This is a genomic window from Amycolatopsis sp. A133 (assembly GCF_031082405.1).
Taxonomy (GTDB): domain Bacteria; phylum Actinomycetota; class Actinomycetes; order Mycobacteriales; family Pseudonocardiaceae; genus Amycolatopsis.
The window spans coordinates 1-13,085 of sequence record NZ_JAVHJU010000053.1; the positions used below are offsets into that span (position 1 = coordinate 1).

Genomic DNA, 13,085 nt, shown 5'->3' on the forward strand with positions numbered 1-13,085 from the left:
CCCCCGGTCGTGTGTGTTATGGGGGGTTCTAACCCGCCTTACCACTCACGACGCCTTTCCCTAGGAGTCCCTGTGCGGCGAATCTTCGTCGCGCTGATGGGGTGTGCCCTGTTAGCGCTTTCTTTCCTCACCACCGGCTCCGCCCAGGCCGCGGTCGAGGCGGGCCCGTCCGCGAGCCAGCTGCTCGCGAAGACCACTTCCTGCCAGCAGATCTCGAACGGAAAGTATTCCTTCGACGAAGGCGGCGCGGCCACCGTGCCCGTCTGCCAGGCCAACGGCGCGGTGTTCTTCCAGGCCGACATGGACATCGACTGCGACGGCGTCCGCACCACGCAGTGCAACGAGAACACCGACTGCTGCTTCTACCCCGACACCGCGTTCCACACCTCGACCGACCAGCCGCTGAACGCCGCCCAGCTCCCGTACGTCGTCCTCCCCCAGCCGACGTCCACTTGGGACTACCGCAACCACGGCATCGACGGCGGCTCGGTCGTGGCGGTGGTCTACAACAACCAGGTCACCTACGCCGTGGTCGGCGACACCGGGCCGACGAGCATTATCGGCGAGGCGTCCTACGCCACCGCGGTCAGCCTCGGCATCAACCCGGACCCGAAGAACGGCGGCACCGAAGGCCCGGTGACGTACATCGTGTTCCCGAACACGCACGTCAACCCGATCGAGAACCACGCCAACGCCGTCAGCCTCGGCGAGCAGGTCGCCACCCAGTTCGCCGGCGGCACCACCCCGCCGCCCACCCAGGGCACGGGGCCGATCACCGGCATCGGCGGCAAGTGCGTCGACGTTGCGGGCGCGAACAACACCAACGGCACCGCCGTCCAGCTCTACGACTGCAACGGCACCAGCGCTCAGCAGTGGACCGCCGGCAGCGACGGAACCCTGAAGGCGCTGGGCAAGTGCCTCGACGTCACGAGCGCGGGCACCGCGAACGGCACCCCGACCCAACTTTGGGACTGCAACGGGAGCAACGCCCAGAAGTGGTCGGCGAACGGGTCGCGGAACCTCGTGAACGCCGGCTCCGGCAAGTGCCTCGACGCCACCGGCAACTCGAGTGCCAACGGTACCCGGCTCCAGATCTGGACCTGCGGGTCCGGCACGAACCAGAAGTGGACACTCCCATGAGAAAACGCTCTCTCCTGGCGGTGCTCGGCGTGACCGCGCTCGCCGCGGCCGCGTTCGCCGTCCCGGCGCAAGCCGCGGGCGAGACGGTCAACGTCTGGCTCACCACCACCAGCGACTCCGGCGGCCGCACGGTCACCCGCGGCCTCCAGCAGCAGACGCCGGTCACGTTCGCCTCGGGCACCGGCACCGGCGGCGTGACCATCAACGTCAACGAAAACACGACCTACCAGCAGTTCGAGGGCGGCGGAGCGTCCTTCACGGACACCGCGGCGTGGCTGATGAACTCCAGCGGTGCCCTTTCCCAGGCCACCCGCGACGACACCATGCGCAAGCTGTTCGACCCGAACAGCGGCATCGGGCTGAGCTTCATCCGCAACCCGCTCGGCGCGTCCGATCTGGCCCGCTACAGCTACACCTTCGACGACATGCCGGCCGGCCAGACCGACCCGAACCTGACGCACTTCTCGATCGCCCACGATCAGGCCGACGTGCTGCCGCTGACCAAGCAGGCCAAGCAGCTCAACCCGCAGGCCAAGGTGATGGCGTCGCCGTGGAGCGCGCCGCCGTGGATGAAGGACAACGACAGCTACCTGCTGGGCTGGGTCGAATCGCAGTACTACCCGGCCTACGCGCAGTACTTCGTCAAGTACCTCCAGGCCTACCAGGCCGCCGGTGTGCCGATCGACTACGTCTCGGTGCAGAACGAGCCGACGTGCTGCGAGAGCTACCCGTCGACCAACTGGAACGGCGCCGGGCTGGCGTACTTCGCGAAGAACAACCTGCTGCCCGCGCTGCAGGGCGCCGGTCTGTCCACAAAGGTCCTCGCGCTGGACTGGAACTGGGACACCTACGCTTCCTACGGCGCGCCCACGCTGGACGACGCGGCGATCCGCAACCACCCGAACTTCGGCGGTGTCGCGTGGCACGGCTACGGCGGGAACATCGCGCAGCAGACGACGACCCACAACCAGTACCCGAACGTCAACGCCTACTCGACCGAGCACTCCGGCGGCACCTGGATCTCGAACCAGCAGGCCGAGGACATGAACAACATCGTGGACTACACCCGGAACTGGTCGAAGAGCTTCGTCAAGTGGAGCCTCGGCGTCGACCAGAACATGGGCCCGCACAACGGCGGCTGCGGCACGTGCACCGGGCTGATCACCGTCCACAACGGAGACTCGCGCAGCGGGCAGGTCGACTACACCGTCGAGTACTACACGATGGGTCACCTGACCAAGTTCGTGAAGCCGGGCGCGTACCGGATCGACTCGAACGACAACTCCACCGTGCGCAACGTCGCCTGGAAGAACCCGGACGGCTCGAAGGCGCTGATCGCCTACAACTCCAGCACCGGCAACCAGAGCGTGCGGGTGAACTGGGGCGGCTCCTCCTTCACCTACACCCTGCCCGGCCACACCTCGGCGACGTTCACCTGGAGCGGCAACCAGGGCTCGGGCAACGGCGGCACCGGCAAGACCGGCCCGATCACCGGCCTCGGCGGCAAGTGCGTCGACGTCGCCGGCGCGAGCGGCACCAACGGCACCGCCGTCCAGCTCTACGACTGCAACGGCTCCGCGGCCCAGCAGTGGACCGTCGGCACGGACGGCACGATCCGCGCGCTCGGCAAGTGCCTCGACGTCACCGGCCAGTCCACAGCGGACGGTGCGCAGCTGCAGCTGTGGGACTGCGGTGGCACGGCCAACCAGCGGTGGGCGGCCACGGCCGCCAAGGACCTCGTCGGCGCGGGTTCGAACAAGTGCGTCGACGTGACCGGCAACTCCAGCGCCAACGGCACGCGGCTGCAGATCTGGACCTGCACCGGCGCGGCCAACCAGAAGTGGAACGTCCCCGCTTAAGGAGCAACACGTGAAGAACAGAGCACTCGCGGCGGTGGGCGGCCTGATCGCCGCGTCCGCCGTGGTCCTCCTCCCCGGCGCCGCCCAAGCGGCGACCGGGCCGATCACCGGCATCGGCGGCAAGTGCGTCGACGTCGCCGGCGCGAACAGCGCCAACGGCACCGCCGTCCAGCTCTACGACTGCAACGGCTCGGGCGCCCAGCAGTGGACCGCCGGCAGCGACGGCTCCCTGCAGGCCCTGGGCAAGTGCCTGGACGTGACGAGCGCGGGCACCGCGAACGGCACGCCGATCCAGCTCTGGGACTGCAACGGCTCCACCGCCCAGAAGTGGACGGCCAACGCGGCGAAGAACCTGGTCGGCACCGGTTCGGGCAAGTGCCTCGACGCGACCGGCAACTCCAGCGCCAACGGGACGCGGCTGCAGATCTGGACGTGCGCGAGCACGGCCAACCAGCAGTGGACGCTGCCCACCGGCGGCACGACACCGCCGCCCGGACCGGGCGTGATGGCCGTCGCGCCGTACCTCTACAACGGCTGGGGCGACCCGCCGAACCCGGCGACGATCCAGAACGCGACCGGCGTCAAGTGGTTCACGCTGGCGTTCGTCCTGTCCAACGGCTACTGCAACCCGCAGTGGGACGGCGGCCGGGCGCTCACCGGCGGCGTCGACCAGAACACGATCAACACCGTCCGCGCGGGCGGCGGCGACGTGATCCCGTCGTTCGGCGGCTACTCCGGCAACAAGCTGGAGTCGTCGTGCGGCAGCGCGGGCGAGCTGGCGGCGGCCTACCAGAAGGTGATCAACGCCTACGGCCTCAAGGCGATCGACATCGACATCGAGGCCGACGCCTACAGCAACCCGGCGGTGCAGCAGCGCACCGTCGACGCGCTGAAGACCGTGCGGGCGAACAACCCGGGCATCAAGCTCTACGTCACCTTCGGCACCGGCCAGTCCGGTCCCGACAACAGCCTGGTCAACCGGGCGGCGCAGGCCGGCCTCACGGTCGACGGCTGGGTGATCATGCCGTTCGACTTCGGCGGGGCGGGCCAGAACATGGGCACGCTGACCCAGCGGGCGGCCGAGGGCCTCAAGAACGTCGTCAAGAGCGCGTACGGCTACGACGACGACACGGCCTACCGGCACATGGGCATCTCGTCGATGAACGGCATCACCGACAACAACGAGACGGTCACGCTCAACGACTTCACGACCATCCTGGGCTACGCGAACGCGCACCACCTGGCCCGGTTGACGTTCTGGTCGGCGAACCGCGACCGCCCGTGCCCCGGCGGGTACCCGAACAACGACACCTGTTCCGGCGTTTCCCAGCAGGCGTGGGACTTCACGAGGATCTTCGCCCGCTACGCCGGCTGAGCCCGGTCCCCGGAAACCCGTGAAGGCCACCTCGGACTCCGTCGGGGTGGCCTTCACGGCTGCACGGGCTAGGGCTGCCGGGCCGCGCTCTGGGGAAACGACGACCCGGCAGCGTGTGGTCCCGCGGCCGCTGGGGGTCTCCGGCGGCGGAACCGCCCCCGAGGTTATCGACCGCCGATCGCGTCCGGCTCGTGCTCGGACCGTCCGGACGCGAAGCGTGCCCGAACGCCCCCATGTGGCCTTGGTTGCGTTGAATGCATCGAAGGCCACCTTGGGGTGCTTTGGCTAGTCCGCCGCGACGGCCGCCCGGGCCGCCTCGGCACGGTCGGCGTAGGCGCCCACCAGCTGCTCCTCCGCGTCCTCGAGGTACTTCATCAGCAGCTGCTCCGCGCCCGGACCGTCGCCGGCCTCGATGCGGTCGAGGATTTCGTGGTTGCGGGGCAGGTAGCGCTCGTGGAAGCGCCGGGGCTCGGCCATGATGTGGAACACCAGCCGCAGCTCGGCGGTCAGCCTGCCGACCAGCTCGTTCACCCGCTCGCTGCCCGACAGCGCGGCCAGCTCCTGGTGGAACCAGACGTTCGCGGTGCCGAGGTCCTTCCAGTTGCCGGTGCGCGCGGCCTCGTCGCCGATGTCGACCTTCTCCTTGATCCGCGGGAAGGACGCCGGCTTGGCCTTCAGCCCGCGGACCGCGGCGCACTCGATGATCTTGCGCACCCGGTAGATGTCGACGACGTCCTCGACGCTCGGGATGCGGACGAAGACGCCCCGGTTGAGCTCGTGTGCGAGCAACCGCTCGTGCGTGAGCAGCCGGAACGCCTCGCGCAGCGTGTTGCGGGAGACGCCGAGCGCGTTGCCGATGTCCTGCTCCGACAGGCGGCCGCCGGGCAGGAAGAACCCCTCCGCGATGCGCTTGCGGAGGACGCCGGCGACCCGCTCGGTTGTGCTCTTGCGGGTGACGAGGCCGCGGTCGGCTTCGAGGCCCGTCACGCCGCTGTCTTCGATGACCACGTCACCAAGGGTACCCGCGGCGCAGAGGACGATCCAACTAGACTCTTGTGGAATTGTTCAACAATCCCTACCGTGTGAGGCACGCCACGATGAGAGACACTGGCCAGGAGGTGCCCCATGACTGCCACATCCGCTACCGAGGCCCGGCCGTTCGACTGGTTCCGCACGCTCGGAAAACGCGGGCGCCGCGCCTTCGTGGGCGCGTTCGGCGGGTACGGCCTGGACTCGTTCGACTACCAGACCCTGCCGCTCGGCCTCGCCGCGATCACCGCGTACTTCGGCATTTCGAGCGGTGAAGCGGGCCTGCTCGGCACGACGACGCTGGTCGTGTCGGCCGTCGGCGGCATCGGCGCCGGTATGCTGGCCGACCGGATCGGCCGCGTCCGCACCTTGCAGATCACCATTGCGATGTACACGATCTTCACCGTGCTCTGCGGCTTCGCGCCCAACTTCGAGACGCTGCTGGTCTTCCGCGCCCTGCAGGGCCTGGGCTTCGGCGGCGAATGGGCGGCCGGCGCGGCGCTGGTCGCCGAGTATTCGCAGGCCAGGTACCGCGGCCGGACCGTGGCGTTCGTGCAGAGCGCGTGGGCGGTCGGCTGGGGCCTGTCGGTGATCGTCTACACCGTCGTGTTCAGCGTGGCGAGCGACGACGTCGCCTGGCGGATCATGTTCTGGACCGGCGTCATCCCGGCGCTGTTCGTGCTCTGGATCCGCCGCAGCGTCAAGGACGCCCCGCGCGCGGAGGAACGCCGGCTCGCGTCGCGCACCAAGGGCACGCTGAAGCAGATCTTCAAGGGCGATCTCCTGCGCACGACGCTCTTCGCCGCGTTGCTGGCCACCGGCGTCCAGGGCGGGTACTACACGATCTCGACGTGGCTGCCGTCCTACCTGAAGAAAACGCGCGAACTGACCGTGATCGGCACCGGCGGCTACCTCGCGTTCCTCATCACCGGCGCCTTCGTCGGTTACGTCTGCGGCGGCTACCTGACGGACCTGCTGGGGCGCAAGAAGACCTTCCTGACGTTTGCGCTGCTCTCGGCCGCACTGATCGTCGCGTACACGCAGATCCCCAAGGGCGCCAACGGCCTCGTGCTGGTGCTCGGCTTCCCGCTCGGCTTCTCGATGTCCGCGATCTTCAGCGGCTTCGGCGCGTTCCTCGCCGAGCTGTACCCGACGGCGCTGCGCGGCACCGGCCAGGGCTTCACGTACAACTTCGGCCGCGCGGTCGGCGCGATCTTCCCGACCGTCGTGGGCTTCCTCGGCGCGGGCGGCGCGATCGTGTTCGGCGCGCTCGGGTACGGCATCGCGGTGCTGGCCCTGCTCGGCCTCCCGGAAACCCGGGGCATCGAACTCGTTGACTGAGGGGGAGCTCATGACGACCTTCGACGAACCGGCGACGTACACCCCGGCCCAGGCCCGGGCGGCGTTCCGGACCGGCACCGCCCACCCCACGACGGGCTGGGCCACCGGTTTCACCCAGACGAACCTGATCGCGGTGCCCGAGGACTGGGCCTACGACGTCCTGTTGTTCTGCACCCGCAACCCGCAGCCGTGCCCGCTGCTCGACGTCACCGACCCCGGTGACCCGGCCACCCGCCTCGCCGAAGACGCGGACCTGCGCACCGACCTGCCGCGCTACCGGATCTGGCAGAACGGGGTGCTCGCCGGCGAGGTGTCCGACGCGACCGGCCTGTGGCGCAGCGACATGGTCGCCTTCTCCATCGGCTGCAGCTTCACGTTCGAGACGGCGCTGGCCGCCGAGGGCGTTCCGCTGCGGCACGTCGAGCAGGGCCGCAACGTCGCGATGTACGTGACGAACCGGCCGTGCGAGCCCGCCGGCCGGCTGCACGGGCCGATGGTGGTGTCGATGCGCCAGATCCCGGAGGACCGCGTCGGCGACGCCATCCGGATCACCCGCGCGATGCCCGCCGTGCACGGCGCCCCGGTGCACATCGGCGATCCGGGCGCGCTGGGCATCGACGACCTGGGCCGGCCGGACTTCGGCGATCCCGTGGACGCCGAGCCGGGTGACGTCCCGGTGTTCTGGGCCTGCGGGGTGACGCCGCAGGCGGCGCTGGTGGCGTCGCGGCCCCCGTTCGCGATCACCCACGCGCCGGGGTACATGTTCATCACCGATCGGTACGACAGCGAATACCGGGTGGGCTGAAAATGGACCTGAACAGCGACCTCGGCGAGGGCTTCGGCGCCTGGAAGATGGGCGACGACGAAGCCATGCTCGACATCGTGACCAGCGCGAACGTGGCGTGCGGCTTCCACGCCGGCGACCCGTCGGTGATGCGGCGGGTGTGCGAGCTGGCGGCCGAGCGCGGCGTCGCGATCGGCGCGCACGTCGGCTACCGCGACCTGGCCGGCTTCGGCAGGCGCGCGCTCGACATCGCCCCGGACGAGCTGGCGGACGAAGTGCTCTACCAGATCGGCGCGCTCGACGCGTTCGCCCGCGCAGCGGGCAGCCGGGTGACGTACGTGAAGCCGCACGGCGCGTTGTACAACACCGCGGCGGCCGACGCCGAGCAGGCGGCGGCGATCGTCGAGGGCCTGCGCCGGTACGACCCCGCGCTGGCGCTGCTCTGCCTGCCGGACTCGGAAATGCAGCGGGAGGCGGAGAAAGCCGGCGTCGTCGCGTACGCGGAGGCGTTCGCGGACCGCGCGTACACCGCGGAAGGCCGGCTCGTTTCGCGCAAGCAGCCGGGCGCGGTCCTGCACGACGCCTCGGCCGTGGCCGAGCGGGCGGTCGCGATGGCGACCGGCGAGGGTGTCGAGCCCGCCGAGGGCGGCCGGCTCGACCTGCGGCCGGACTCCCTGTGCGTGCACGGGGACACACCGGGCGCGGTCGAGCTCGCCCGCCGGATCCGCGACGGCCTGGCCGCGGCGGACGTCCCGCTCACCGCCTTCACCGGATGACCGTCCGGCTGCTGCCGTGCGGGCGGCGCGCGGTGCTGGTGGAGGTGGCCGACGTGCTGGGTTTCCAGGCAGCGCTGGCTCAGTCGCCGCCGGCCGGGGTCGTCGAGCTCGTCCCGGCGGCGCGAACCCTGCTGGTCCGCTTCGACCCGGCCGCGACGACCGCGGAACGGCTGGGCACCCTGCTGCGTCAGGTGTCTCCTGTGGACAGTGTGGCGTCCGGAGCGGGCGAGGTGGTGATCCCGGTGGTGTACGACGGCGAAGACCTGGCCGAGGTCGCCGCGGAGACGGGGTTGAGCGTGCCTTCGCTGATCTCGCGGCACACCGCGGGGGCATACGTTTCGGCGTTCTGCGGCTTCGCGCCGGGGTTCGCCTACCTGACCGGAACGGACCCGGCGCTGCACGTGTCCCGCCGGTCGTCGCCGCGCACCCGCATCCCGGCGGGCTCGGTGGCGATCGCCGGCGAGTACAGCGCGGTCTACCCGAGCGCGTCACCGGGTGGCTGGCGGTTGCTGGGCCGGACGGACGTGCCGGTGTGGGACGTCGAGCGCGACCCGCCGAACCTGCTGCCGCCGGGCACCCGGGTGCGGTTCACGGCGGTGCGGCCGTGAAGCTCGAAGTCGTCCACCCGGGGTTCACCACGACGGTGCAGGACCTCGGCCGCCCGGGCCACGCGGCGCTCGGTGTCGGCCGCTCCGGCGCGGCCGACCACGAGTCGTTCCGCCTGGCCAACCGGCTCGTCGGCAATCCGGAAGGGGCGGCGGCGCTGGAGGTGGCGCTCGGCGGGCTGGTGCTGCGCGCGACGGGGGTGACCACGGTGGCGGTCACCGGCGCTTCCTGCCCGCTCTCGAAGGGCGGGCCGAACGGGCCGATCACGTTGTGGCCCGGCGAGGAGCTGTCCCTGGGCACGGCGGTGTCGGGGTTGCGCTGTTACGTCGCGGTGCGCGGCGGGATCGACGTGCCGCCGGTGCTCGGTTCCCGGGCGACGGACACGCTCGGGAAGCTGGGCCCGCCCCCGGTGACGGCCGGGATGCTGCTGCCGGTCGGCCCGGCTCCTCGTGCGTTTCCGGTCGTGGACCTCGCGCCACGGGCGGCGTGGCCGTCGGAACCGGTGTTGCGGGTGACGCCGGGGCCGCGCCGCGACTGGTTCGCGGCACCGGACGAGCTGTTGTCCACCGTGTACACGGTTTCACCGGACTCGGACCGCGTCGGCATCCGGCTGACCGGACCGGCGCTTACGCGCGTGCGTCACGACGAACTGCCGTCGGAGGCGTGCGTGCCGGGAGCGCTGCAGGTGCCGCCGTCCGGGAGGCCGATCCTGTTCCACGCGGACCACCCGACGACGGGCGGGTATCCGGTGGTCGCGATCGTCGAGGAGGCGGACCTGGACCTGGCGGCCCAGCTGCGGCCGGGCCAGACCGTGCGCTTCCGTCCCGCGTCGTGAGTGGTAAGGCGGGTTCTAACCCGCTTTACCACTCACGACCAGGCGGCGTCCACAGAGGACTAGAGGCCGGACACCCGCAGCGTGATGTTCAGCCGCCCGTCGAGGCCCAGTGCCGGGTCCGCCGTGCCCGGCAACGTCTTCGGCACGCCGTGGTAGGCGAGCCGGGACGGGCCGCCGAACACGAACACGTCGCCGGAGCGGAGTTCGACGTCGGTGTACGGCCGGCCGCGGGTTTCGGTGTTGCCGAAGCGGAACACGCAGGCGTCGCCGAGGCTGACCGACACCACCGGTTCGAGGCTGCGCTCGTCCTTGTCCTGGTGCAGCCCCATCTTCGCGGCGGCGTCGTAGAAGTTGACCAGCGCGATGTCCGGCGCGTAGGCGTCGGCCGGTTCGCCGTACGCGGCCGCCAGCGCGCGGCGGCCGAGGTCGCCGAGCCAGTCCGGGAACGGCAGCACCGGCGTCCCTTCGCCGGTCGTGCGCGAGTAGCCGTACGGGTACCAGTGCCAGCCGAGGCAGACGGACTTGACCGACATCACGCCACCGCTGGGCAGCCGGGTGTGGCGGTAGCCGGACCAGCTCCGGCAGGCGGCGACGAGCTCGCGCTGCTCGTCGAAACCGAGCAAGTCGGGCAGGTGTACCGCCCCGGGCGCGATTTCGGCGCGGGGGCGCGGCAGGAGGGCGTCCATCACCTCGATTGTGCCGGAGACTCCTGCCGGACACGGTTGGTGAGCGTCGAGGGCACCACGTGGTGACCGCGGAACGTGACGCTCGCGGCGGTGAAAAGCCGCAGGAGCCGCCCCAATGGAGCAGCGGGACGGTCCTGCGGCCGTTCCCCCTCGCTTTGGGCCACCATGAAATAGACGTTCCCACACCTGAATGTCACAAGCCAGCGTGGATCAGCTACGAACGGGTCACTTGACCGCGGCGCCGCCGATCAGTCGCGGAATGTCACCACGGTGACGCCCGCGTGCGCCGGCACGGGATCGTTCATCGCGGCCAGCGCGGCCGGGACGTCGTCGAGCCCGATGCGCCGCCCGATGAGCGCCGAAAGGTCGATGCCCGCCGTCTCGACGACCCGCAGCAGCTCCGGGTACTCGTGGGCTTGGAGCCCGTGGATGCCGACCAGCTCCAGCTCGCCGCCGACGACCCGGTGCATCGGGATCGGCGCGATGCCCTGCGACGGCGGCATCAGCCCGGCCTGGACGTGCCGGCCGCGCTTGCGCAGGCTGCCGACCGACGCCGCGCAGGTCGACGGCGAGCCGAGGCAGTCGAGCGAGACGTGCGTGCCGCCGCCGGTCAGCTCGCGGACGTGCGCGGCGACGGCTTCGGGGCCGTCGAACCCCGAGGAATCGACGGTGCGGGCGGCGCCCGACTTCGCCGCGAGGGTGAGCGCGGGCAACGAGACGTCGACCGCGACGACCTTCGCGCCCGCCGCGACGGCCAGCAGCACCGCGGAGATCCCGACGCCGCCGCAGCCGTACACCGAGACCCACTGGCCCGCGGTGACGCGGCCCTGCCGCAGCACCGCGCGGAACGCCGTGCCGAACCGGCAGCCGAGCGCCGCGGCCTCGGCGGCGCCGAGCGAGTCCGGCAGCGCGACCAGGTTCGTCTCGGCGTGTTCGATGGCGACGCGCTCGGCGAACGAACCCCAGTGCGTGGCGCCGGGCTGGAACTCGCGGTCGCAGATCTGCTGGTCGCCGCGGGCGCACTGGGCGCAGGAACCGCAGGCGCAGACGAAGGGCACGGTAACGCGCGCGCCGAGGTCCCAGCCGCGCACGCCTTCGCCGAGCGCGACGATCCGGCCGGCGAGCTCGTGCCCGGCGACGTGCGGCAGCGTCACGGCGGTGTCGTGGCCCTGCCAGGTGTGCCAGTCGCTGCGGCAGACGCCGGTGGCGTCGACTTCGATCACCGCCCCGCCCGGTGCGGCCACCGGCTCCGGCACGTCCCGCACGACGGGCGGGACGCGGAACTCCTCCATCACCACAGCTCGCATGCCGCGAGCCTAGCCCGGCCTTGGTGTCTCGGTGTCTCAGTTGAGCGCGTGGAACCTCGTCCTGGTCCGAGGTGGCCCGAGGAGCTTGCTGAGCGAGCCGTCCGGCACGTTCAGGATGTCCTCGAGGTTTCGCAAGGCGTCCAACGATTCCGGCCGCTCCGGCCGGCACCGTCCCGACTGCCAGTGGCTGAGGGTGGCCAGGCTGACCGTGGTTCCCCTGCCGCGCAAGCGATAGCGGATCCGCTCGAGGCCGAGGCCGCGGACCCGGATCGCCGCCCGCAGGGCCACGTCGAACGGTCCGGCCGCCAGCAGCCGGCTCAGCTCCGCCTGTTCCCCCCGGTCGATGGTGTGTGTTCGCTGACCGGTCATCACAACGCTCCGAAGCACTCCCGATTACGAACATTGGAGCGTAGGCGCAGCTTCGCAAGATCGGAAGAGCCCTCACCCACCTGCCTTGCGCGTCTCGTCGGCGATCGCGGTGAACGGTTCGGCGTAGCCGGAATTGATCGTGACGTAGGAAATCCCCCACCGCTCCCGCCACCGGAGAAGCTTTTCCGCGGCCTGGGCGGGATCCGCGGGCAGCACGGTGACGGCCCCGGCCGCGGCGAGTTCGGGCACGTCGGCCCCGGCCCAGCGCGCGATCCCGGGCGACGGTTCGGTCCCGACGGCCATCAGGTTCAGGCTGAGCTCGATCTCCGGCAGCCGCGGCCCGGCGAGGTCCCGGAACCGATCCACAATGGACTGCGCCTCGGCTTCGGTCGTCATGGGCGCCCAGGAGAAGGTGACGGTGTCGGCTTCTTGCGCGGCGAGCGCCAGCATTTTCGGCCCACCGCCGGCGAGCACCAGCCGCGGCCGGTCGGCGGTGCGCTTGAGGTGCGCGATGGTGGCGGCCATCCGTGTGATGCGCTCACCCGGTGAGGGGAATTCCCGCCCGAGGGCGGCCGCCTGGGGGCCGGCACCGGGTCGCCCGACGCCCAGCCCGAGCTCGAACCGGCCGCGGGTCTGCCGGTGCAGGGTCTGCACCTGCCAGTCGAGGGCTCCGGCGTCGCGGAAGGGGTCGGCGAGCACGAAGGTGCCGACGGTGAGGTCCAGGGTGACCGCGGCGGCGGCCCCGAGCAGGACGAAGGGATCGGCCTGGCCAACGGGATCGGTGGCGAGCAGGGTGTCGAAGCCGAGCTTTTCGACCCGCTCGGCCTGGGCGGTCCACGAGGTGAGATCAGGCGCATGACCGGCGACGACGCCGAAGCGGAAGGGTTTCATGCGGGTCATCGTCGCGGGCGGGGGCCGGTCACCACATCCGCTCCACGACGTCACCCGCGCGTACGCCCGCCAACGTCCCGGGCGGGT

Annotated in this window: 13 protein-coding genes; 8 read left to right on the forward strand and 5 right to left on the reverse strand. The window is 71.0% G+C overall.

The features are described from left to right. The first annotated feature begins 72 nt into the window (after positions 1 to 72). From Q5425_RS31480 to Q5425_RS31490, 3 genes are read left to right on the forward strand one after another with little or no spacing between them, the layout of a single operon-like run. On the forward strand, positions 73 to 1,140 hold the full coding sequence (locus Q5425_RS31480; protein WP_308675976.1) for an RICIN domain-containing protein: 1,068 nt from the start codon (positions 73 to 75) through the stop codon (positions 1,138 to 1,140). Further along, positions 1,137 to 2,999: a ricin-type beta-trefoil lectin domain protein gene (locus tag Q5425_RS31485; protein WP_308675977.1), complete on the forward strand. Its 1,863-nt coding sequence runs from the start codon at positions 1,137 to 1,139 to the stop codon at positions 2,997 to 2,999. Before Q5425_RS31480 ends, Q5425_RS31485 begins: the two co-directional genes overlap by 4 nt. A gap of 10 nt (positions 3,000 to 3,009) precedes the next feature. Then, entirely contained in the window at positions 3,010 to 4,374 is a 1,365-nt protein-coding gene (locus Q5425_RS31490; protein WP_308675978.1) for a ricin-type beta-trefoil lectin domain protein, read from the forward strand. Between the two features lie 285 nt (positions 4,375 to 4,659). On the opposite strand, the gene Q5425_RS31495 is transcribed toward Q5425_RS31490, so the two are convergent. Beyond that, positions 4,660 to 5,382 carry a GntR family transcriptional regulator gene (locus tag Q5425_RS31495; RefSeq protein ID WP_308675979.1) on the reverse strand — a complete coding sequence of 241 codons (723 nt, stop codon included), beginning with the start codon at positions 5,380 to 5,382 and terminating at the stop codon, positions 4,660 to 4,662. Between the two features lie 117 nt (positions 5,383 to 5,499). Here Q5425_RS31495 and Q5425_RS31500 point away from each other — a divergent pair, with 117 nt between their 5' ends. Genes Q5425_RS31500 through Q5425_RS31520 form a run of 5 tightly spaced genes read left to right on the forward strand, consistent with a single transcriptional unit; the run spans position 5,500 to position 9,745 of the window. Continuing rightward, positions 5,500 to 6,744 carry an MFS transporter gene (locus Q5425_RS31500; RefSeq protein WP_308675980.1) on the forward strand — a complete coding sequence of 415 codons (1,245 nt, stop codon included), beginning with the start codon at positions 5,500 to 5,502 and terminating at the stop codon, positions 6,742 to 6,744. A gap of 10 nt (positions 6,745 to 6,754) precedes the next feature. Beyond that, positions 6,755 to 7,549: a putative hydro-lyase gene (locus Q5425_RS31505; RefSeq protein ID WP_308675981.1), complete on the forward strand. Its 795-nt coding sequence runs from the start codon at positions 6,755 to 6,757 to the stop codon at positions 7,547 to 7,549. 2 nt (positions 7,550 to 7,551) lie between these two features. Continuing rightward, entirely contained in the window at positions 7,552 to 8,304 is a 753-nt protein-coding gene (locus tag Q5425_RS31510; RefSeq protein WP_308675982.1) for a 5-oxoprolinase subunit PxpA, read from the forward strand. Further along, positions 8,301 to 8,912, forward strand: coding sequence for an allophanate hydrolase subunit 1 (locus Q5425_RS31515; RefSeq protein WP_308675983.1), 612 nt, complete (start codon positions 8,301 to 8,303; stop codon positions 8,910 to 8,912). Before Q5425_RS31510 ends, Q5425_RS31515 begins: the two co-directional genes overlap by 4 nt. Further along, positions 8,909 to 9,745 (forward strand): biotin-dependent carboxyltransferase family protein, encoded by an 837-nt coding sequence (locus Q5425_RS31520; RefSeq protein WP_308675984.1) that lies wholly within the window; start codon positions 8,909 to 8,911, stop codon positions 9,743 to 9,745. Before Q5425_RS31515 ends, Q5425_RS31520 begins: the two co-directional genes overlap by 4 nt. Positions 9,746 to 9,804: 59 nt before the next feature. Here Q5425_RS31520 and Q5425_RS31525 read toward each other — a convergent pair whose 3' ends face one another. The 4 genes from Q5425_RS31525 to Q5425_RS31540 all read right to left on the reverse strand — a co-directional run bounded on the left by Q5425_RS31525 (position 9,805) and on the right by Q5425_RS31540 (position 12,998). Continuing rightward, on the reverse strand, positions 9,805 to 10,431 hold the full coding sequence (locus Q5425_RS31525) for an alpha-ketoglutarate-dependent dioxygenase AlkB (protein ID WP_308675985.1): 627 nt from the start codon (positions 10,429 to 10,431) through the stop codon (positions 9,805 to 9,807). Positions 10,432 to 10,679: 248 nt separating this feature from the next. Then, entirely contained in the window at positions 10,680 to 11,738 is a 1,059-nt protein-coding gene (locus Q5425_RS31530) for an alcohol dehydrogenase catalytic domain-containing protein (RefSeq protein ID WP_308675986.1), read from the reverse strand. 36 nt (positions 11,739 to 11,774) lie between these two features. Then, positions 11,775 to 12,107: a transcriptional regulator gene (locus Q5425_RS31535; protein ID WP_308675987.1), complete on the reverse strand. Its 333-nt coding sequence runs from the start codon at positions 12,105 to 12,107 to the stop codon at positions 11,775 to 11,777. A 72-nt stretch (positions 12,108 to 12,179) separates the two neighbouring features. Continuing rightward, positions 12,180 to 12,998, reverse strand: a complete 819-nt coding sequence (locus Q5425_RS31540) for an LLM class flavin-dependent oxidoreductase (protein ID WP_308675988.1) — start codon at positions 12,996 to 12,998, stop codon at positions 12,180 to 12,182. Positions 12,999 to 13,085: the final 87 nt, after the last annotated feature.